The organism is Serratia sp. BW106 (assembly GCF_002607755.1).
Classification (GTDB): Bacteria; Pseudomonadota; Gammaproteobacteria; order Enterobacterales; family Enterobacteriaceae; genus Serratia; species Serratia proteamaculans.
Genome location: NZ_MCGS01000032.1, coordinates 1 through 20,229, shown reverse-complemented (window position 1 = coordinate 20,229; position 20,229 = coordinate 1). Strand labels below are relative to the sequence as shown.

Annotated in this window: 22 protein-coding genes and 1 pseudogene; 18 read left to right on the top strand and 5 right to left on the bottom strand. The window is 50.2% G+C overall.

Annotation, left to right across the window (positions count from 1 at the left end; translation table 11 throughout):
• Positions 1 to 473: 473 nt before the first annotated feature.
• Entirely contained in the window at positions 474 to 1,115 is a 642-nt protein-coding gene (locus BEI65_RS20225) for a recombinase family protein (RefSeq protein WP_099064839.1), read from the bottom strand.
• Positions 1,116 to 1,400: 285 nt separating this feature from the next.
• Between BEI65_RS20225 and BEI65_RS20220 the strand changes: the two are divergent.
• Positions 1,401 to 2,759, top strand: a pseudogene (locus BEI65_RS20220) (Tn3 family transposase); the annotation flags it as partial.
• Between the two features lie 209 nt (positions 2,760 to 2,968).
• Here BEI65_RS20220 and BEI65_RS20215 read toward each other — a convergent pair.
• The 4 genes from BEI65_RS20215 to BEI65_RS20200 all read right to left on the bottom strand — a co-directional run bounded on the left by BEI65_RS20215 (position 2,969) and on the right by BEI65_RS20200 (position 5,847).
• On the bottom strand, positions 2,969 to 3,253 hold the full coding sequence (locus BEI65_RS20215) for a type II toxin-antitoxin system RelE/ParE family toxin (protein WP_000277490.1): 285 nt from the start codon (positions 3,251 to 3,253) through the stop codon (positions 2,969 to 2,971).
• Positions 3,246 to 3,488 carry a type II toxin-antitoxin system ParD family antitoxin gene (locus BEI65_RS20210; RefSeq protein ID WP_000124732.1) on the bottom strand — a complete coding sequence of 81 codons (243 nt, stop codon included), beginning with the start codon at positions 3,486 to 3,488 and terminating at the stop codon, positions 3,246 to 3,248. The genes BEI65_RS20215 and BEI65_RS20210 overlap by 8 nt, the downstream gene beginning before the upstream one ends.
• 572 nt (positions 3,489 to 4,060) lie before the next feature.
• Positions 4,061 to 4,978, bottom strand: a complete 918-nt coding sequence (gene repA, locus BEI65_RS20205; protein ID WP_064645521.1) for a plasmid replication initiator RepA — start codon at positions 4,976 to 4,978, stop codon at positions 4,061 to 4,063.
• Between the two features lie 506 nt (positions 4,979 to 5,484).
• Positions 5,485 to 5,847, bottom strand: coding sequence for a helix-turn-helix transcriptional regulator (locus BEI65_RS20200; RefSeq protein WP_008815933.1), 363 nt, complete (start codon positions 5,845 to 5,847; stop codon positions 5,485 to 5,487).
• Positions 5,848 to 6,105: 258 nt separating this feature from the next.
• On the opposite strand from BEI65_RS20200, the gene BEI65_RS20195 reads away from it, so the two are divergent.
• The 17 genes from BEI65_RS20195 to BEI65_RS20120 form a co-directional block, all read left to right on the top strand.
• Positions 6,106 to 6,561, top strand: coding sequence for a transcription termination/antitermination NusG family protein (locus tag BEI65_RS20195; RefSeq protein WP_016361119.1), 456 nt, complete (start codon positions 6,106 to 6,108; stop codon positions 6,559 to 6,561).
• Positions 6,562 to 6,639: 78 nt separating this feature from the next.
• Entirely contained in the window at positions 6,640 to 6,864 is a 225-nt protein-coding gene (locus tag BEI65_RS20190) for a hypothetical protein (RefSeq protein ID WP_008815931.1), read from the top strand.
• A gap of 20 nt (positions 6,865 to 6,884) precedes the next feature.
• Positions 6,885 to 7,553: a lytic transglycosylase domain-containing protein gene (locus BEI65_RS20185; RefSeq protein ID WP_032490873.1), complete on the top strand. Its 669-nt coding sequence runs from the start codon at positions 6,885 to 6,887 to the stop codon at positions 7,551 to 7,553.
• 9 nt (positions 7,554 to 7,562) lie between these two features.
• The gene (locus BEI65_RS20180) at positions 7,563 to 7,856 is read left to right on the top strand and encodes a TrbC/VirB2 family protein (RefSeq protein WP_032490874.1); all 294 of its coding nucleotides are present in this window, start codon (positions 7,563 to 7,565) and stop codon (positions 7,854 to 7,856) included.
• Positions 7,857 to 7,865: 9 nt separating this feature from the next.
• The gene (locus tag BEI65_RS20175; RefSeq protein WP_099064838.1) at positions 7,866 to 10,613 is read left to right on the top strand and encodes a VirB3 family type IV secretion system protein; all 2,748 of its coding nucleotides are present in this window, start codon (positions 7,866 to 7,868) and stop codon (positions 10,611 to 10,613) included.
• A gap of 11 nt (positions 10,614 to 10,624) precedes the next feature.
• On the top strand, positions 10,625 to 11,347 hold the full coding sequence (locus tag BEI65_RS20170) for a type IV secretion system protein (protein WP_040118342.1): 723 nt from the start codon (positions 10,625 to 10,627) through the stop codon (positions 11,345 to 11,347).
• Positions 11,348 to 11,361: 14 nt separating this feature from the next.
• On the top strand, positions 11,362 to 11,655 hold the full coding sequence (locus BEI65_RS20165; RefSeq protein WP_032490877.1) for an EexN family lipoprotein: 294 nt from the start codon (positions 11,362 to 11,364) through the stop codon (positions 11,653 to 11,655).
• Complete coding sequence (locus tag BEI65_RS20160; RefSeq protein ID WP_032490878.1) at positions 11,648 to 12,649, top strand: type IV secretion system protein; 1,002 nt, start codon at positions 11,648 to 11,650, stop codon at positions 12,647 to 12,649. Before BEI65_RS20165 ends, BEI65_RS20160 begins: the two co-directional genes overlap by 8 nt.
• A 69-nt stretch (positions 12,650 to 12,718) precedes the next feature.
• Complete coding sequence (locus BEI65_RS27025; RefSeq protein ID WP_032490879.1) at positions 12,719 to 12,856, top strand: hypothetical protein; 138 nt, start codon at positions 12,719 to 12,721, stop codon at positions 12,854 to 12,856.
• Positions 12,849 to 13,532, top strand: a complete 684-nt coding sequence (locus BEI65_RS20155; RefSeq protein ID WP_032490880.1) for a virB8 family protein — start codon at positions 12,849 to 12,851, stop codon at positions 13,530 to 13,532. The genes BEI65_RS27025 and BEI65_RS20155 overlap by 8 nt, the downstream gene beginning before the upstream one ends.
• Entirely contained in the window at positions 13,532 to 14,428 is an 897-nt protein-coding gene (gene virB9 / locus BEI65_RS20150) for a P-type conjugative transfer protein VirB9 (RefSeq protein ID WP_117343855.1), read from the top strand. The genes BEI65_RS20155 and virB9 overlap by 1 nt, the downstream gene beginning before the upstream one ends.
• Entirely contained in the window at positions 14,425 to 15,705 is a 1,281-nt protein-coding gene (virB10, locus tag BEI65_RS20145; protein ID WP_099064837.1) for a VirB10/TraB/TrbI family type IV secretion system protein, read from the top strand. Before virB9 ends, virB10 begins: the two co-directional genes overlap by 4 nt.
• Before the next feature lie 10 nt (positions 15,706 to 15,715).
• The gene (gene virB11, locus BEI65_RS20140) at positions 15,716 to 16,744 is read left to right on the top strand and encodes a P-type DNA transfer ATPase VirB11 (RefSeq protein WP_050296636.1); all 1,029 of its coding nucleotides are present in this window, start codon (positions 15,716 to 15,718) and stop codon (positions 16,742 to 16,744) included.
• On the top strand, positions 16,731 to 17,135 hold the full coding sequence (locus BEI65_RS20135; RefSeq protein ID WP_087816136.1) for a cag pathogenicity island Cag12 family protein: 405 nt from the start codon (positions 16,731 to 16,733) through the stop codon (positions 17,133 to 17,135). Before virB11 ends, BEI65_RS20135 begins: the two co-directional genes overlap by 14 nt.
• A gap of 103 nt (positions 17,136 to 17,238) precedes the next feature.
• Complete coding sequence (locus BEI65_RS20130) at positions 17,239 to 17,544, top strand: conjugal transfer protein (RefSeq protein ID WP_050296638.1); 306 nt, start codon at positions 17,239 to 17,241, stop codon at positions 17,542 to 17,544.
• 2 nt (positions 17,545 to 17,546) lie between these two features.
• Positions 17,547 to 19,769, top strand: a complete 2,223-nt coding sequence (locus BEI65_RS20125; protein WP_099064836.1) for a type IA DNA topoisomerase — start codon at positions 17,547 to 17,549, stop codon at positions 19,767 to 19,769.
• Positions 19,770 to 19,830: 61 nt separating this feature from the next.
• Positions 19,831 to 20,229 (top strand): H-NS family nucleoid-associated regulatory protein (locus tag BEI65_RS20120; RefSeq protein WP_099064835.1); only part of this gene is annotated, 399 nt, incomplete at its 3' end.

Here is a 20,229-nt window from a genome sequence, read left to right as displayed (position 1 = left end):
AGTAAGTTGGAGTCATTACCCTATGAGCTGTGAATTCAACCGATGGATGCAACTTAAAAACACTTCCGGCGATTGAGCAGGCGCAGTACTCCGGGAACTACGGAGCGAAACTACAGAAATTGATTAACCCCGATTATAACTATTTTACCAATGCCGTGGACGGTAAAAGAACGCCGGAAGATCTTTTATCATTGCACGAGAGCCTGAATATTCTGAAGTAATTCAAGTTTGGCCTGTTCCCGCCGTTACCAAGTTGGTTTGAACTGTGGCTTCCTCCCTGCAACCCGCACCCATTTTAAGTGTGCTTTTCATGATTCAGAGCCGTCATCAAGTAATCAATATGATTGGCAGTTTATGATGTCCGCTCCTGGCACGCAGCGGACTTTACTTACATAGATGATGCGTCACGCTGCTAGTCACAGGGCGCTAACTATTACGCCATGGCTGCAAATAAACACTGTTATTTCAGCTTTTCAGGTTGATTCATTATTTTTATGAAGCGCTTGTATCCGGCAAACCTGTGACGCACTGTAGCCCGTAGCATCAGCCGTTTCCTGGATACTCAGTTTCTTTACCTGTCGGTAGTACAGGACTTTCTGATGTCGCTCCTGATCGGCCTGTTTACCCCGGTATTTCCCCAGTGTATGTGCCCGTTCAATTCCCTGCTTCTGGCGCTGGCGGCGGCTCAGCCAGTCCTTATGCGACATCGCGGCCATCAGGTCGATAAGCATATTATTGATGGCGGTTATCACGGCACGGGTGATTGGGTCAGCCTGCGAAGGGTCTTTATCTGACAGCGCCTGCCATGAGGTGGGTACATCCAGGCTGACAATCCGCAGTTCGTGTTGTTCTATCTGCTTTTTCAGCGTCATCCAGTCACTGTTACTCAGACGGGTCAGGCGGTCAATTTGCTCGACCAGTAAAATATCATTGCGGTGACTGTCCATCAGTAAGCGTCCCAGCTCCGGGCGGTCGAGTTTTGTACCGCTTATGTTCTCCCGGTAGTAACTGGCTATTTTATGTCCCCGCTCCTGAACAAACTGCTCCAGCATCTCTTTTGCCCGATCGGCGAACTGATCTTCCGTCGATGCCCTTAAATAAGCTCTGATGAACACTTTTCCACCACGTTATCGCATTTAGGTTATTGCATTTAATCTATCGCATATAGGTTATGTCATTCATCGTGTGCCGTCACGTTTTGAGTATGGCGTCAGGGTGTACTCCCGCGCTATACGGCATTTTCAGAGGTTTGACCTTAATCGGATAACCTAAATGCGATACTGCAAGAGCGACAACTTAAAAGCGATAGCCACTGACGCAAAATCAACCCCTTACGAACCAAGATTGGTTAAATAATGCGCTTAACGTACAAAAATTTCCGATCTCCAAACTGACCCCGTAAACATCCTTCGCTGACCATCAGCAGCCTGGATAAATTGGATGAGCCACCGGCGCTGATACGACTGAGCAGCCGAGTCAGACAATTGCTCCCACCCGTTGACCTGACAGAACTGTTGCTTGAGATTGACGCCAGAACGGGTTTCACCCGTGAATTCAGCCATGTCAGCGAGTCAGGTGCCCGCGCGCAGGATCTGCATATAAGCCTGTGTGCGGTGATGCTGGCTGAGGCCTGCAATATCGGACATGAGCCGCTGATCAAGCACAATATCCCTGCACTGACCCGCCATCGCCTGAGCTGGGTGAAACAGAACTACATCCGAGCAGAAACGCTGGTCAGCGCCAATGCGCGGCTGGTTGATTTTCAGTCCTCGTTAGCGTTGGCAGGATACTGGGGTGGCGGTGAGGTGGCCTCCGCTGATGGTATGCGTTTTGTCACACCAGTGAAAACGGTGAATTCTGGCCCCAACAGAAAATACTTTGGTTCAGGGCGCGGCATTACCTGGTACAACTTTGTCTCTGACCAATATTCGGGTTTTCATGGCATAGTGATCCCTGGAACGCTGCGGGATTCCATTTTTGTGCTGGAGGGACTACTTGAGCAACAAACGGGACTAAACCCGGTTGAAATCATGACGGACACAGCAGGTACCAGTGACATTATCTTTGGCTTGTTCTGGCTACTGGGATACCAATTTTCACCTCGTCTGGCGGATGCTGGTGAGGCGGTGTTCTGGCGGGCTGACAAAGCAGCGAATTACGGGGCGTTGGACGAACTGGCTCGGGGTTGTGTTGACCTTTCTAAAATCGAAAGCCACTGGGATGAGATGATGCGGGTTGCAGGTTCGCTGAAGCTGGGCACAATTCATGCGTCAGAACTCATTCGATCGCTATTGAGAAGTACCCGACCGTCAGGGCTTGCTCAGGCAATAATGGAGGTCGGAAGAGTTAACAAGACACTGTATCTTCTCAACTATATTGATGATGAGGACTATCGCCGCAGGATCCTAACACAGCTTAACCGGGGCGAAGGTCGCCATGCCGTGGCAAGAGCCATTTGCTACGGTCAGCGTGGTGAGATCAGAAAACGTTACCGCGAGGGGCAGGAAGATCAGTTGGGTGCGCTGGGTCTGGTGACAAACGCAGTGGTGCTGTGGAATACGCTTTATATGCAGGAAGCCTTGTCGCACCTGCGTAGCACTGGGGAAGGGCCAGAAGATGAACATATCGCGCGGCTTTCGCCTCTGATGCATGGTCATATCAACATGCTGGGACATTATACGTTCACACTACCGGAGGATATTATGAAGGGGGAATTGAGGCCGTTAAATCTCAATTTAAACAATGAATTACCTCCTTAGCGTGGTTTTTTACATCATTGGCCCTCAAACCCCATAAAGGACTTGGTCGATAATTGGCTGAAAGAAAATGACAGCCAAAAGACTCAAATGAGTAAAAACACATTAACTCAAAAACACACCTATCCTTACCGAGAACACTGATCTGGTGCATAAACTTTTTATGTGCCAGATCGGTGTTGGCCAAGCAAAGCGCGGCAGCGTGTTTAGACTTACAGTAAATGGCGTTTATGGTTCATCTGTTGGTGCAAAATACGCGCAATCAGAATATCCGTATCACGAACCGTATAAAAAATGGCATGTCGCTGAAATTCAATGCGCATCACACCAGGAACGGTATGGTAGTCACGTCCCATATCTGGCATTCCGGCCAGTGTCTCGAAAAATGCCTCAAGTGCGTCTGTATAATGGTCTGCCTGAGCTTCACCAAATTTCAAGAGCGTATAGTCATAAATCCCGGCGAAGTCGTCTGCTGCCCGTTCAGTGAGTTTATACACGATGTCTCAGTTTTCTTTGTGCTGCAATATCCCGCAGTGATAGCGAGCTTTCACCGCTTTCCAGCCCAGCAATAACAGCCTGACGAATAACTTCATCGTTTGTTTCCTGTTGCTCCAGCAATCGCAGCGCAGAACGCATAACTTCACTCGCAGAGCCGTAACGGCCACTGTCTATTAATCGACTAATAAACGAATCGAGTTGTTCGCCAATCGTAACGCTTGTTGTTCTGGCCATAACGCCCCCTGTGTTAACTATCAACACAATTATAGGAATACTTGCTCCTGGTGTCAACGAATACACCCAAACGGATTTCGCCCCCTTCCTACCAGACTGGTTTTTTAGCTTACTTTTAGCGATGAAGTAGGTAAGGGCGAAAAGCGCCTTTTCGCTGCATTGCGTCTCGTTGACTCCATGCCTCCGGCTAAGGCCGGAGGTGCTACTTAAAGTCTTTTGGGGAGCATAGCGACCATGCCGAACCGGCGCGGCCATCTGGCCGCTGCAAGGGCGGTCATTATCGGTTTTCCCCGTTATCCACAGAACTTATCCAGCGAATAAGTAGATCTTTAATGAAGTTAAGTAGGTCGAAGACCTGATTGTTTTGCAGCTAACTATTGGTTGATTGCAGATAGTCCCATTTACCTATTTGCAGGTAAGTGTGCATAAAAGATATAACGCCGGTGTTGATTGGGGTTTTGACCAAATATCGGTGAGGTTATCGTGATAATAGTGACTAAAAAACGAGCTGTTTTAGCAGATGGACAACGAACATCCTCCGCAGGGAATCGGATTAGTAAAAAGAGGGCGGGTTAGTGAGGCGGGGCTGTGCCTGGCTGCTCCATATTTACCAGTTCAAGCTGGTAAAGCTGAGTCCAGACCATTTTTTCAAACTGCTGAGGGGTTAGATGGTGTATATCACCCTTCATATCACGGAAAATACGCTCGGCCACCTGACGCTTTCGCTCATCGAACGGTAATTCGGCCAGCTTACGCCGTTGTTTGCCCTCAATAGCGCGTGTACGGCGGCTGAGTATCGTCTGATGGCGGCAACGTTCATACCAGCGCTTACGGGCTTCTTTTACTGTCATAGCCTCACCGGGTTGTAGAATGCCGTCCTCAATAGCGCGTAGGCGTTCTTCTTGCTCGGCTCGTAGCTTGTCCATATCCACACCGGTAAGACGCCAGCCTTCTTCTGTAATGATTATATGCTTAGGAAAACGGCACCCGTTCACATAATCCCACTCAGTTTCAGGCGCAAGGACTATGCCAAACCTCGCCAATTCGTCTATCAGACGCGACACCCTGGATACCGTCACGGCAGTTTCAGGGATGATCTGGCCATCTTCATTCCGTGGACTGAGTTCTTCAGCCAGCTTAGTGATGTTGATAGTGACAATACCGGTAGCAAGATCGGCTTTGTTGACGAAAAGCACAAACAATGCATCGAGCAAACGCCGGCGTACTTCACGGAAAGCTCTTTTTCTGTCCGCGACAGGTCGCAAAAAAGTGAAGATTGGATCGGCAGAAACACGACGACGAATAACCCAGGCACCAGAGGTTTTGTCCTGGCTCATAAGGTTACGTAAGGCTCGACCATGCTGTTTACTGAGAGGTTTATAATGCGCCGGACGCACGTAGAGCGGTAACGGACATTTACAGGCTGTAGAATGTTCGCCACGATGACGCTTGTCTGGGTTTTGTTGGGTAGAATTTATCTGGTTATTCACACCCGCCAGCACTTATGGCGGTGTGGGGGGGTTGTGTTAGGTTACGCATTTGCTATAATCCTTTTCAGGCGCCGCGCCTGCTTTCGACCCCCTGAATATCCTTCGTTCCGCCAAGTTCGAGTTGGGATTTCAGGGGGTTTTTGCATTCAGGGTGTGGCTTTTGCCCCTATCACCCTTTCCCTAGACGCTATTACCGGGAACGTCCCACCCGTATGAATACTTGTAAACGCAGGTAAATTACCACGTAGTGAAGCAACGATCAATTCCCCCACCAAAAGATCCCGCAAAGAACATATCTAATTTACCTAATCAATTCATAGAGATATTGAGTCTAAACATTATTAATATTGTGAATATCAACAGGTGTTTTCTCTTGTCTATGTAGATTCAGAGTGAACGCATTTCTTTGTTAATTCAGTGAAAATTCCGCTTCCTCGCTTTGAGTGTTCAGTGCTCGCCTATGGCTGCGCTCCGCCTCAATCAAAGGCTGCGGCGAGCTGTGCTGGCTAGTCTTTCAAGCACTCGTTTAGTTGTTTTAATAATTTTCTGGCTTCTTCATTCTGTTTACGTAATTTTTTATTTTCCTCCAAAGTATAGTATTGAAGGTTTTCTTCTGGGTTAACCCTATTACGATGCACCTCAAGCATATTCTTAGCCATATCGTCATCCACTGTATAAAAATAATACTCAGGATAATCCAGCAGTCTTGCGATTTTAACTACCAAGCTAAAAGGGGGTTCCGTCCTTCCGACTTCGTAACTCGACAACCTCGATCTTGAGTTTTTACCATCTATATCAATAAGTTGAGATAATTTTTCTTGCGATATCCCCGCAGCCTCTCGCGCTTCTCGCAATCTTTTCGGCACCATGTTCACCCCCTTTTTGGGAGTCTAATCTTACAAGGCGCATTCGATATCAATGTCCACAATACGAATCATGGTTGATTTTGTATCATAAAGTAATGTAATCTCTAAGACTCTTTAGATTGACACACCAAAACAACTGAATATAATAACATTACTGTATTTATATACAGTTGTTTTATCATGTTTATGAGTACGCTCGTTCTAGTTTCCGCCAAGCTAGCACGGCGGAAAATGGGGGCTTGTGCCCACAAGGATGGGAACATGAACTTATGGTATGTGCTGTACTGCAAGGCTCAGGATGTTGGTAAAATCACTAAAAGAGTCAATGGATTAGGGGTTAGTGTTTTTTGCCCTCGCTATGTAAGAGTCTCTCACCGAACCGACTGCAATTCGGTTCGGATCGAGGAAAAAGTGTTGTTCCCTAATTATTTGTTCCTCTCTTTTGATATCAATAAAATCCACACCTCAACAATTTCGTCTATCCCTGGGGCTGTCGGCTTCATTCGCTTCGGTTCCGATGCCTGCACCGTTCCCCAGAAAGTGATATCAGCGATTGAATGCGCTCGGCTGATTGCGTTGAACAATGACGATCAAGCTATTGAGTGCCGTAATATCTCGTCCACTTTGCTGCTAAAAATTCAGGAAATCTCGCTTATCAAGTCGATAGAACAACGGCAGGTTGCTTTTTCACACCTGCTGCAATCGTCTAACCCTTAAACCCGACCTCATTTTTTATACATACCAGCACTGCGGGCGATACCCTGCGGTGTCTTTTTAATAGGAGTAACCATCCCCATGCCGAAAAAGAAGTTGGGCGAGCCAACGAGTACGTCGGTGATTTATATCGGACAACAGCGTTACCAACTGTTAGCAAAACATGCTCGTGAAATCAGTTATTTATCCAACACCAATATCAAGACAACAACATTCCTTCACTACCTGATTGATGAATTCACCAAAAAAGGCCATGCCTCACTGCTTAACCAGTTGCAGAAGGCTCCCCCCGCTGAAGAGGAATAAACCATCTAATAGGAGGAGAAATGATTTCATCCGCCGTGCTTCTGACTCTGGCCATGCAATGCGCCCCAACCATTCACCCGGATACATCGCATGATGTAGCTAGGGTCGAATCTGGCTTGAATCCCTTTGCTATCGGGGTTGTCGGCCAGAAAAAAGGGCTTTTCCCCAGCAACATAAATGACGCTCTTGATCATATCGACCAGCTCAAGGCGAAAGGTAAAAATTACTCAGTTGGTCTGATGCAAATCAACCAGGCTAATTTTTCCCGTTACGGTGTCACTGCAAAACAACTGTTTAATCCCTGCACCAACCTGACCGTCTTCGAAAAAATCATCACTGACTGCTACCTCCGGGGCGGCACCCTGAAAAGGGCGCTGAGTTGCTATTACTCCGGCAACTTTGATACCGGCCAGAAGCCCGAAGCCGCATTTTCCAAAACCAGCTATGTACAGCGGATGGGTTACAAACCCGCGCAAAAATATGTCGTGCCTTCCAGCAAGGCCGATCAAGAAAAGCAAAACGCCACACCAGGCAATGCAGCACCCACGCCGCAGATACGTTACCCCAAAGGTATTGTACGCGGCGATCTCATCACCTCCGGCGCGCAAGCGTCACCTAACCAGGCTACACCCGTTTCTTTCCCGTCACAGGTTGTGCGGGGGGAGTTTGTAGTCACTACATCTAAATAAGGAAATATCATGAAAATTTTACGCTCTATCAAAAACGCTCCTGCTCACCTTGCTGCTGTCGCGGCCTCTGCTGCTATGTCCTCACCGGCATTCGCGGACGGGTTCGCCAAAGCCGAAACGTTGCTGGAAAAAATCTCGTCTGGCCTCACCGGTCTGGCCATCGTCACCATTACCATCGCTGTTATCTGGGTGGGTTACAAAGTGTTATGGGACGGCAAAAGCCTTCACGACTGTAAAGGGATCATCATTGGCGGCATTCTTATTGCCAGCGGTGCAGAAATCGGCGCTCTGTTGATGAGCTAAGGGGCGGAAATGGTCACGCTGAATAAAGCCCTGACGCGCCCCGCTATGCTGTTTGGCATTCCGATGGTGCCGTTAGTTATCGTCAGTGGGGCAATTATCCTGCTGGCGATATACCTCACTAAACTTTTGTTGCTGTTCCTGCCGGTAAGCTGGTTTGTCATGAACCAGATGGCTCGAAAGGATGCCCACATTTTCGGATTAGCCTTTTTAAAACTGAAAACGCGGGGCAATAAGACGTGCAACACCCACTACGGCGCAACGGCGTTCCTGGCGAACGACTACGACGCCGTAGACATCACGGAGTTCATCAACACTATGCGACTTAACGAACGGGTCACGCTCACCAAGCACATTCCGTATTCGTCGCACATTCATGAAAACGTCATTAAAACCCGAGGTAGCGACCTGATCGCAACGTGGGAAATTGGCGGAACGGCGTTTGAATGTGATACGGAAGAAAATCTCGACATACTGTCTGGTCAGTTTAATAACCTGATTAAGTCCTTTGAAGGGCGACCGGTGACGTTTTACGTTCACAATATCCGTGAAACGTACCACGATCACTTTGACGGGCATTCGGGTAACGATTTTGCCGATACGGTCAGCGAACGGTACTACTCGACGATTGAAAACCATCCTTTCCGCCATAATCGCCTGTTCTTCACCGCCTGTTATATGCCCTTTGTCGGACTGGATAAGGTCGAGCGCAAACGGATGTCCGACGGACAGAAGCAACATGCGTTAGACAGTGCATTAAAAGAGATGTTGGAGATCTGCCAGACGGTCGGCACGTCCCTGTCGCGTTTCACCGCGAACCAACTCGGGGCGTATGAAGAAAATGGCCGCGTGTTTTCGTCGCAACTGTCTTTCTATCGGCGGCTGTTAAGCGGCGTCTGGCAGAAAACAGCCGTTACGCGCACGCCATTTTATGAAACGCTCGGCACAACCGACCTGTTTTTCACCGGCGATGCCGGGCAAAGCAATAACGTAAACGGAAAGACCTTCTTCCGTGGGCTGGAAGTGAAAGACTACGCGCCGGAATCCTTCACCGGGATAATGAACGTGTTGCTGTATGCCCCGTGTGACTATGTGATCACCCAGTCTTTTACCTGTATGGCGAAAGATGAAGCGCAAAAGCACATCAAGCAGACGGCCAAGCGTTTACGCAGCACGGAAGATGATGCCATTTCGCAGCAGGAAGACTTATTTGTTGCCCTGGACATGTTGCAGGCCGGACACATTGCCTTTGGTAAATATCATTTTTCCCTGATGGTATCGGCACCCGGTACAGAACGGCTGATTAAAGATACAAACAGCCTGATCAACGCCTTCACCGATCTGGGTATCACCCCGACGCTCTCCACGTTGTCGCTGCCCGCTGCCTACCTGGCACAAATGCCGGGGGTGTACACGCTAAGGCCGCGACTTGTCCCCATCAGCAGCCAGAATTTTGCAGAACTGGCGTCATTCCATAACTTCTATACGGGGAAACGGGATAAGAACCCCTGGGGTGAAGCGCTTTGCGTTCTCAAAACCCCATCGGGCGGGGCGTATTACATGAACCTGCACAACTCAATGCTCAATAAGGATGATTTCAACGAGAAAAATCTAGGCAATACCAGCGTTATCGGCACCGCCGGTTCGGGCAAAACAATGCTGATGGCATTCATTCAGGTCATGATGCAGAAATATCGGCAACCCCGGAGTTTTTCGCCGCAGGCTAAAACGCAGCGTCTTACTACCGTTTATTTTGATAAGGACAGGGGGGCAGAACTCAACGTAAGGGCGTTGGGTGGCCAGTATTATAAGGTGAAAAGCGGTGAGCCTACCAGCTGGAATCCCTTCCGGCTTCCACCGACCAAACGCAATCTGAACTTCATCAAGAAGCTGATGCGCATACTCTGCACCCGCAACGGACAAACCTTGTTCCCGCGCGACGAGCTGCGTCTTAGTCAGGCAGTGGATGCGGTCATGAAGGAGCTACCGGCTGAACACCGTGGGTTTGGTATTACCCGGCTGTTGGAGAACCTTACCGAGCCGCCAACGAAGGAAGCGCAGGAAAACGGGTTACGCGTCAGGTTGTCACAGTGGGCGCAGGGTGGCGAATACGGCTGGGTTTTCGATAATGACCTGGACACCTTTGATATTGGCGAATGCGACAATTTCGGCATCGATGGCACGGAATTTTTGGACGATGCCGACGTGTGTGCGCCGATTTCGTTTTACCTGCTGTATCGCGTCACCAGCTTGCTCGACGGGCGACGCCTGGTGATCTTCATGGATGAATTCTGGAAATGGCTCAACGACCCGGTCTTTTCTGATTTCGCCTTTAACGTGCTGAAAGTCATCCGCAAACTGAATGGCGTGTTTATTCCTGGCACACAATCACCGGCTGAAATACTGATTAACCCGATATCTCCTGCCGTGGTGGAGCAGTGCGGCACGCAAATCTTTACGGCAAACCCGAAGGCTGACCGCAAAGACTATGTTGACGGCCTGAAAGTCGCCCCGGAAATCTTCGATATCATCAAGAACCTCGATCCGCTGTCACGCCAGTTCGTGATAGTGAAAAGTCCTCTGAAAAAAGGTGACTTACGCAACTTTGCGGCACTCGTCACCCTTGACCTGTCCGGGCTTGGTACTTATACAAAAGTGTTAAGTAGCAGCGCTGACAACCTCGAAATTTTTGACTCTGTGTTTCAGGACGGCATGAAGCCGGACGACTGGCTGGAACGCTACCTGCAACTCGCACTCTGAAAGGAAATAACATGAAACTGAAAACTCTGTCTGCCGCCTATATTGCGGGGGCTTTGCTGTGTCCATCACTGACAGCCTATGCCGGTATTCCTGTCATGGTTGATGCTGATCCATTACGTCAGATTCAATACGCGACCGACGCCCAAAACTGGCTTAAAACGGTGGAACAGTATAAATCCCAGCTTAATGCCTACAAATCGCAACTGGCGACCGCGACCGGCGTACGCAACGTGCAGGACTTTTTGAGCCAGGCTAAGGGGCTGTCGAATGACCTTAAAAACCTGCAAAAAAACGGCATTTCACTCAACGACCTGCTGACGAACTCCGGCGGGTCATACAGCAGTGCGCTAAACGGCTTGTATAGCAAGTACAAGATGTTTGACACCTGTGATGCTACGCAGACACAAAGCTATGCTGATACCTGTAAACAAATCGTCATTAACCGGGCGGTGGCCGTCGAAGATACCACTGCGGTACAGGAGAAGATCAACAGTACGGTGAGTGATATTTCTACCCTTGTAAGTCGTATAGAAATGTCGCAAGACGCTAAAGAGTCACAGGATTTGGCGAACACCATAACGTCAAAAAGTGTACAGTTAAACGCGCTGACCACGCAGTGGGAAATGAGCGTGAAACAGTCGGAACTGCGTGATCAAATGCTGACATCGCAGCGACAAAAAGCCCACCGACAGCAACAACTGAGTGCGCCGGTAGCTGATTTAAACAACTTATGACAAGGATTTTTCATATGACGATTAATAACCGCACTATTTTATCCTCCCTGCTTGTTTTAAGCCTGTTTGCTTTAGGTGGTTGTGAAGAGAAAAAAACTGAAGAGTGGTATATGGCTCATCATGACGAATTAATAAAAGACTATGCCGATTGTTTGAAAACCCAAACATTCAGCAGTGAGCGGTGCATCCCTGTTGTGAATGCTTCCAAAAGGTCAATGAATGAGCCTGACGTTGTAGCTGGACTACAAAAAGTGCAAACAGAGTACGTAAAAAGCAGGATGCATCCAGAGAATAAAAGTCATGAGTAGCGAAGGTGTTTTCTCTGGAATGGATGCCGCTGTAATGAATGGCTTAAACAGTGTTTTACAGGGGCAAATGTCCCTGTATTCAACGCTGATGGCAGGATTAGTTACCGGTTCTGCCACTTTGTACATTCTTTGGCGTGGCTATCAGACACTGGCGGGGAAGCTACATACCCCGGTAGAGGACGTAGCGTGGGACTTGGCGCGAATGGGGATCATCCTAGCATTTGTCACTAATGCAGATGGCTACCTAGACGCCTCGGTTGCTGCCATTAACGGTTTAAAAGATGGTTTCAGCGGAAGTGAAAATGTCTGGGTTTTACTAGATACACTTTGGAGTAAAGCTCAGACGCTGGGGCAAACCTTATTTAACCTAGATAATTCAACCTATGTGCAACTCAATGGCGGCATTGCTGAGCTATTAGTTTGGGGGGGAACAATAGTAGCCTTAATTATCGCCACCATTGTTAATATGGGGGCTGAAATAATGCTGTTATTAATGACAACAACGGCACCCATATTCATTTTCTGCCTTATCTACGGTTTTCTGCGACCGATGTTCAATAACTGGCTCCAGGTAATCTTCACCGCTATCCTGACCCTCATGTTTTCGGCCTTATCTTTACGGATCGCGATTGAATACCTTAGTAACATATTGGACAAAGCAAGCGTCGGGGCTAATGCCAACAACATTGTAACGCTGGCCGCACAGTGTTGCCTTGCCGGTATCGGTTCCGGGTTCGTAGTCTGGTTATCGGCAAAAATTGCCGGTTCACTGGCAGGGGCTAGCGTACAGGGTGTGGTACAGGGCGCGGCTAAAATGGGGCTAATGGCAGGCGGGGGCGCAGCGAAAAAAGCCGCAAGTACCGTAGGAAAGCCCGTGGGGAATGCTTTAGGCAGTATTGGCGATAAGGCAGCGAATAACCTCAAAGGCTCATCGGCCAGTAATGCCAAAGCATCGGCAAAAGCCGCAGTGGAGAAAATGAAAGCCCAGAACTAGCAGATATCCCGCCACACCTGTTCCCATCGCACGACTCATTACTTTTTAATCCTTTCAGGAACCTAAACCATGAAACGCTTCATCATATTTATGATGTTGTGCACCCTTGCGGGCTGCGCACAGCAAAACCATTTCCCGCCGGATGTTTCCGGCGACCTTCAACCCGTTAATTCCGCTTCCGTTATGCAGGAGGTGAATAATGTCTGAATTACAAAAAATGCTGAATGCCTCGCAGTCGTTTGAAAAAGTGATGCTGACACGCGATGCGCGGGCTAAAAAACTCGCCTTTGTTATCGCCGCCGTCGCCACGGTATTTGCCTTACTTTCCGTTGTGGCCGTCATTGTCATGCTTCCGCTAAAACACACGGAGGTCGAACTTTACACCGTAGACAGCCACAGCGGGCGGGCGGAATACGTCACCCGAGTGAAAGAAAAAGACATTGCGACCGAGGAGGCAATGGCGAAAGCCTTCGCCGCCAATTACGCCACGCTCCGGGAGGGATACAACTATTTCGCCCTGCAAAGCAATTATGACACGGTGCAGCTCTTTAACAGCGGACAGGTCAATGCGGACTATCTTGCCTGGTTCGCCGGACAGGATGCACCCGACAAGGTGTATCAGAATGCGGCTAACGTGGTGGAAACTGAGGTCATTTCCAATATCATCAGCCAGGCTACCGCGCCCGATATGCTGGCAACCCTCCGACTGAAAAGAACCATCCGCCACGTTGTTGACGGCGCTACGCGCGTCGAATTCTGGAACGTTCGTCTGACATACCACTACGTGCCACACAAGGCGCTGACTGACGCGCAGCGTGAGAGTAATCCGCTGGGCTTCATCGTCACCAGTTACCAGCGTGACAAAGAACTGAGGAAAGAATAATGCGTAATCTATTCGTCATTCTCACTTTGATGCTCTGCTCATCGGCGTGGGGAGCCGCAACCCCGCAGGGTAGCCGGTACGACAGCCGTATGCAGCAGGTGGCGTACAACGTGCAAAACAGCACGGTGATCAACACCCGCGCCGGTTACGTCACCACGTTAGTTTTTGCCGATGATGAAGCGGTGATCAGTACCGAAGTCGGCTTCATTAAAGGATGGGCGGTAACAAAGGAGGCGAACCGCGTCTATATTCGCCCCGCCCCCATCACGCAGCCGGTGACGGATGCGGACGGCTCAACCGCCCAGCAGGCATTTTTACCCGAGTCGAAAGACTGGAAAACCAACCTGTTTGTCACCACGTCGGCACACTTCTACAGCCTGGAACTTAACGTACTCGATGAAGGCGCACCGGCAAGCAGTCTGGCGTTTGTTGTGACCTGGAATTATCCCGAGGCCAGCCGTAAGGCCAGCATGGAAGCCGTGAAGGCGCGGCAAAAGGAGCTGACGGAGGCGCAGGAAAAAAGCCGCATCGCCAAAGCGTTTAATGCCGCCACTACACCGCGAAACTGGAACTATGCGCAGCGTGTGAAGCAGGGCAGTGAAATGGCTATGCCGGACTTTGCCTATGACGATGGCCGCTTCACTTACCTGGGCTTTTCACCGCTGAAAAAGATCCCGAGTCCCTTCCTGCTCGTCAACGGCAAAGAACAAACGACCATCCCGTCGTTCTCGCAACAGGGAAACTATCGCGTGATGGTCGTTCACTCGCTGGCTCCAAAGCTGGTCTTACGCTACGGCGACGCCGTGGTGGGCATTGTTAATCAGGGATTTGGTCTGGCAACGGTCAGCAACGGCAGCACCGTTTCACCGGCGGTTAAACTGGAGGAAAAACCATGACGGATACGCAAAACCCAACGCCTCTCGATGGGAGCGAAAACCCTTCATCCGAGAGAGAAAAAACGGTGGCCGAGCTGGAAGTTGAAGCACGCGAACGGGCGCAGGCACAGCGTAAAGAGTCTGCGCCGGTGGAGGACGTTAAACCCGACCAACCCGAGGTAAACAGCCTCAAAAAGCGCGGTAAAAATCGTCTTATGACGCTGGGAATACTGCTTTTAGCGGCGCTTATCGTATTAGCCTGGATGGGTGACTGGGCTTATAACCATTTCATGAGCGCCCCAGCCCCCAAGGCTGAACAGGCAAAAACGGCACCGGATGATGTCAGTTACGGACGGAAACGTCAGGGCATGGGAATGGCTGAAAACCCGCTGGGGTTGCAGGACACAGCTTCGACCGATACCACAACAAACCTTCCTCGTGCCGCCGCTCCGCCCGTCTCATTTAACAAGTCTATGGCACTGGCGGCGATGGCCAGCACGCAAAGCAGCAGCCAAACCGCCACAGTTTCGCGCACGGCTGAACGCAGTACCACAGAGCACAGCGTATCTCCCGCGACCGCGCAACCTTATACACCTTGCACGGTGCCGCTGGTCATGGATGCCAGCGGAAAGCTGGCCTGTCCTGTCGGGGCGGAGGCATCACCTGGTGTGGCACCGGCAGTTTCCACCGTAACCGGCGTACAACGTATGCGGCTTGACCCGGATTTGTATATTCCGGTCGATACCTATATTCCCTGTACGCTTCAAACCCGCTTTGTGTCCGACGTTGCCGGGCGTATTTCCTGCCTGATATCTGAGGACGTTTACAGTGAAAGCACCCATGTACGGCTGATACCAGCAGGCACCCGCGCCCGTGGCGTCTACAAGACCGGCACACTCAATCACGGCCAGGCGAGGATGTTCGTGATGTGGACGGAACTCAGAACCCCGGACAGGCTAAAAATCCCGATGGTTGATTCTCAGGTCGTGGGCCAGCTCGGCGAGGCCGGTATTGATGGCTGGATCGACACGCATTTCTGGGAGCGTTTCGGCAACGCAATGATGCTAAGTACCGTGCAGGACGTAGCCGCAGCGGCGGCAAGTTCCGCCCCGTCGAAAGACCGCAATACCGATTACACGGAAAATTCACGCGCTGCCGCCGCTGAAATGGCAAAAACGGCGCTGGATAACAGCATCAATATCCCGCCAACCATCTACAAAAATCAGGGCGATATCATCGGCATCATGACCGGTTCAGACATCGATTTTTCAGGCGTCTACAGCCTGAAACTCAAATAAGGAGGGCATTATGGGCGTCAGTAACATTTCACTCGACCAGCATAAACAGCGCATGTTCGGGGATTTTCTTCACCTCGATGGCCTGACCGAAATCGCGGTAAACCGCCCCGGAGAGCTGTTTACCAAAATCCGCGGAGTGTGGCAAAAACACGCCGTTCCGCTCACGCTGGCACAGTGTCAGACATTTGCCACTGCGCTTGCCAACTATCAGGGGGACCATATTGATGATACATCGCCAGTGCTGTCCGCCACGCTCGAATCTGGCGAACGTTGCCAGGTGGTGATGCCTCCGGCTTGTGAGCGAGATACGGTGTCGATCACTATCCGCAAGCCTTCCCTGATACAAATTCCCCACCAGTCCTATATCGACGGCGGCTTTTACGACCGGGTCACGGGTAAGGAGAAAACAGCAAGCCATGATGACGAACTTTTACGTTTATACAATGCCGGAGCTATTCCCGCTTTTATGGAGAAGTGTGTCGAATATGGCAAGACCATCATCATCGTGGGCGGTACGGGGTCGGGGAAAACAACCTACCTGAAAACGATGATCGGGTATATCCCCGTCAACCTGCGACTGGTGACTATCGAGGACAACCCGGAGACGCGCTTTTATGGCCATGAAAATTACGTGCATCTTTTTTACCCCGCCGATGCGGGAGAAAAAGCCATTGTGACCCCAGCCAGTCTGGTACGGGCAAACTACCGCATGAACCCTGACCGTATTTTACTGGCCGAGGTGCGCGGAGGTGAAGCCTGGGACTGTCTGAAAATCATCGGCTCGGGGCATGAAGGGCTGATCACTTCTCTGCACGCAGGTAGCCCGGAAGAGGCCATTAACGGGCTGGCGGAACGCTGTTATCAAAACATGGAATGCCAGAACATCCCCTATTCGGTACTGCTGCGTAAGGTATTGAACAGCATTGATGTCATCGCCAGCATTGACGTGAGCGGCGATATTCGCCGCATGGGTGATATTTATTTTAAGCCGGTGCATCGCGCCGGTGTGATGGAGAATTTCAGGAATGAAACATTTTAAACCGCTGGTTGCACTCAGTGCATTGCTGGTACTCACGGGCTGCTCATCCCCGCCCGAACCGGCAGCCGTCGAGTGGGATAAGCCCCTTTCGCCGACCAACAGCACATTGCCTTTATGGCAGGAAAATACAGTTGTTACACCGTCGCCGGTCGTGTCCGGGCAGTGGTCGAGAGTGATCACGGATTTTCAGGATGAAGGGCAGATTTGGACGCCTGATGTCTGGTATGCCGTTGCTCATTCCCCACACATTGCCGTCTCTGCGCCGGATGCGACCGCGTTCTTTGCTGCTAAAGCCTGGTTGAGACAACACGGTACACAAGGGCTTATCTCTTATCTTCCAAAAACTCACTGCCTGACCTGCAACACCACCGACATTTATTTTTCCCGATAACGGCGGTGAGACAGATTTTCAATCTGTTTTTCCGGCGTTGAACAACCAGAGGGCGTTAGCCGTCTTTTGTTTGTCTCAAAACCACCTCAAGGAATAAAACGTTATGAAAAAAACCGCAATCGCGGCGGCACTCCTGTGCCTGACCGCTGGCTTTTCTGCGCCTTCATTTGCTGCTGACCCGTGCGAGGTCGTCCTGTGTATGTTCGGCAAAGTAACCGGTAATAGCGGCGGCAGTGAATGCAGCAGTGCCGAAAAAGCCTTTTTCAACATTAATTCTTTTAAGAAGAAAGGCCGGTTTGACCCATCGAAGACATCAAACATGCGTAAAGCGCTTTTGGGGGAATGCAAAGCCGCAGACCCGGCAGCTATAGCCAAAATCATCAGTCAATTCGGGCGGATCAGGGGGTAATCATGAGACTTTTTATCGCAGAAAAGAAAGGATTGGGTGAAGTGATCGCCCTTGCCCTGGGCAACGGTGTAAACCGTGGCGGTTATATCGAATGTGGCACCGACGTGGTGACGTGGGGATCAGGCCACCTGCTCGAGCTGGTCAAGCCTGAAAGTCATAACCCCGCTTACGAAAAATGGAACGAGGCCGATTTACCGCTGAAACTGCGACCGCACCGCTACCAGCCGATTGAGCGCACCGCAGGCCAGTTTAAAACGGTAGCGGCGCTGATTGAGAAGGCGAGTGAGATTGTTCACGCTGGAGATCCCGACGCCGAAGGCCAGCTTTTAATTGATGAAATTTTGACGTACACCGGCACGAAAAAACCGGTGAAGCGCGTCCTTATCAATGACCTGAACACGGAGAAAGCGCGACAAGCGCTGACGCAGTTACGCGACAACAGCGAGTTTTACGGATTATCCCAAAGCGCATTAGCGAGAAGCGTTGGCGATCAACTCTTTGGCTTCAATATGACCCGTGGTTACACCCTCGCCGCCCGTAAAAAAGGCGGCAAAGATGTGTTATCGGTTGGTCGGGTACAAACACCGATACTGGGTCTGATCGTTCACCGTTATGAAGCCTTCAAAAACCATGCGGCAGCGTTTTATTACGCTGTCAGCGCCGGTTTTATGATTAACGGTTTTGACCTGACCCGTTGCGACGGAGGTGAGATACCGGCGAGATTTTCCGTACCAGACGATGCCCCTACGGACGATAAAAAACGCATTATCGATAAGCACTACGCTGATAATATCGCCAGTACTACACAGCACCAACCCGCCACGGTGACACAGGCACAGACCGAACCGAAAACATCACCGGCACCGCTGCCCTTCTCGCTGTTAGATTTGCAGGTTCACATGAGCCGTGAGCACGGTCTGCCCGCTGAAAAAACGCTGGCCGTTACACAATCGCTGCGCGATAACTTTAAGGCGATCACCTATAACCGCTCAGATTGTCGATACCTGAATAACGAACAGTTTAATGATGCGCCTCAGACTATCGCGGCGGTGAGTGCAGCATTAAGCGGCACATTTCCCCCGCAAGTTCTGGCCGACCTCGACAGCAACAGAAAAAACCGTGCCTTTAATGAAGGTAAAGTCGGAGCGCATACCGCGATTATCCCGACCGGCACCGCGCCCGATACAGCAAAAATGAGCCAGGACGAACGCGCGGTATACACCGCGATTGCCACGCAGTACCTGGCTCAATTCTTACCGGAAAAAACGTATCTGGCGGCCAGCGTCAGTTTTTGCGCAGCGGGCAACACCTTCACGGCCAGTGCCAGGAAAACAACCGGGATGGGCTGGACGGCGCTTTTACAAGAGAGCGACAGCGACGCTGAAAGCGGCGACGGCGAGAGTGAGCCAGGGAAAGATAATGGCGATGGCTTATTTTCCGTATTAACGGCACTAAGCGTGAACGATGCCGGAACCTGTAAAACCGTCACCGTCAAAGCGGAGAAAACCAAACCACTGCCACTTTATACCGAAGCCACGCTGTTACGTGATTTACAGCGCGTGGCAAAATATGTGAAAGACCCGCGTATTAAAGCTTTATTAGTCAGCCGGGACAAAGACACTGAGGGGGAAAATGGCGGGATCGGCACACCGGCAACCCGCGCCGAAATGTTAAAAACCTTACTGAACCGCAACTTTTATACCGTGGAAAAAAAGAAGCTTATCCCCACGGAATTAGGCATCAGCTTTATTCATGCCCTGCCCTCCATCGCTATCGAACCCGATATGACCGCACTCTGGCACGAGCAGCAACAGCAGATCGAAAAGGGGAAAATGACCTGCGATGCGTTTTTAGACGAGCTGGAAATCTTTATTGCGGAGCAGCTTCAACACGTCGATGTCAGCGCAGTCAACGTGACGGCCAGCGATAAAGAAAAAAGTGAAAAGAGTCAGTTTGAGCGATTAAACGCACCCTGTCCGTCCTGCGGTAGCAGCATCATTGTGACCCCTAAAATATTCCGCTGTACTCAGTGCGACTTTAAAATCTGGCCGACAATAGCGGGTAAAAACCTGACCAAGAATCAGGTTGAAACCATCATCAGTAAAGGTAAAAGCGCAGAGATTAAAGGCTTTACCAGCAAAGCGGGTAAGCCGTTCTCGGCGTTCGTGGTGCTAAAAGATAAGGCCACCGGGCAAACTGCGTTTGAGTTTCCACCACGTAAATAAGCCTTTCACCTATATGGCGGCGTCATGCCGCCACTCCCCATTAGCTTAGGTAACTTTCATTATGTCAGACATTAAATATCAAGATGTTTACACCTATCTATCCTCTGGTCGCAATATGAACCAGTTTATTAAACGGTGCGACTACGCGCTATTAACCGACCTGCAAAATAAACTTGAGGTGCATATCAGCGAGTGGGAGGCGCAGCAGGAAAAAGAACAAGAAGCCATTCAATTACGCAACGAAAAGCGCAGCGAGTTATTAGCACTGATTGTCAGTGAGGGTTTTTCACCAGAAGAATTAATAACCGCAGCGGCGATAAAAACAAAATCCCGCCGCCGGATGAAATATCAGTACAGAGACGGTGACTCCATTAAAAAATGGTCTGGTGTTGGTCGGGTTCCGCGTTCAATTCAGGAACGGTTAAATTCAGGTGCAACGTTGGGTAATGACTCCAACTTA

Bases quoted from the DNA above. Each gene is read 5' to 3' on its own strand.
- BEI65_RS20210 (WP_000124732.1), bottom strand. From the start codon at position 3,488: ATGGCCAGAACAACAAGCGTTACGATTGGCGAACAACTCGATTCGTTT.
- BEI65_RS20200 (WP_008815933.1), bottom strand. From the start codon at position 5,847: ATGGTGCCGAAAAGATTGCGAGAAGCGCGAGAGGCTGCGGGGATATCG.
- BEI65_RS20195 (WP_016361119.1), top strand. From the start codon at position 6,106: ATGAACTTATGGTATGTGCTGTACTGCAAGGCTCAGGATGTTGGTAAA.
- BEI65_RS20190 (WP_008815931.1), top strand. From the start codon at position 6,640: ATGCCGAAAAAGAAGTTGGGCGAGCCAACGAGTACGTCGGTGATTTAT.
- BEI65_RS20185 (WP_032490873.1), top strand. From the start codon at position 6,885: ATGATTTCATCCGCCGTGCTTCTGACTCTGGCCATGCAATGCGCCCCA.
- BEI65_RS20180 (WP_032490874.1), top strand. From the start codon at position 7,563: ATGAAAATTTTACGCTCTATCAAAAACGCTCCTGCTCACCTTGCTGCT.
- BEI65_RS20175 (WP_099064838.1), top strand. From the start codon at position 7,866: ATGGTCACGCTGAATAAAGCCCTGACGCGCCCCGCTATGCTGTTTGGC.
- BEI65_RS20170 (WP_040118342.1), top strand. From the start codon at position 10,625: ATGAAACTGAAAACTCTGTCTGCCGCCTATATTGCGGGGGCTTTGCTG.
- BEI65_RS20165 (WP_032490877.1), top strand. From the start codon at position 11,362: ATGACGATTAATAACCGCACTATTTTATCCTCCCTGCTTGTTTTAAGC.
- BEI65_RS20160 (WP_032490878.1), top strand. From the start codon at position 11,648: ATGAGTAGCGAAGGTGTTTTCTCTGGAATGGATGCCGCTGTAATGAAT.
- BEI65_RS27025 (WP_032490879.1), top strand. From the start codon at position 12,719: ATGAAACGCTTCATCATATTTATGATGTTGTGCACCCTTGCGGGCTGC.
- BEI65_RS20155 (WP_032490880.1), top strand. From the start codon at position 12,849: ATGTCTGAATTACAAAAAATGCTGAATGCCTCGCAGTCGTTTGAAAAA.
- virB9 (WP_117343855.1), top strand. From the start codon at position 13,532: ATGCGTAATCTATTCGTCATTCTCACTTTGATGCTCTGCTCATCGGCG.
- virB10 (WP_099064837.1), top strand. From the start codon at position 14,425: ATGACGGATACGCAAAACCCAACGCCTCTCGATGGGAGCGAAAACCCT.
- virB11 (WP_050296636.1), top strand. From the start codon at position 15,716: ATGGGCGTCAGTAACATTTCACTCGACCAGCATAAACAGCGCATGTTC.
- BEI65_RS20135 (WP_087816136.1), top strand. From the start codon at position 16,731: ATGAAACATTTTAAACCGCTGGTTGCACTCAGTGCATTGCTGGTACTC.
- BEI65_RS20130 (WP_050296638.1), top strand. From the start codon at position 17,239: ATGAAAAAAACCGCAATCGCGGCGGCACTCCTGTGCCTGACCGCTGGC.
- BEI65_RS20125 (WP_099064836.1), top strand. From the start codon at position 17,547: ATGAGACTTTTTATCGCAGAAAAGAAAGGATTGGGTGAAGTGATCGCC.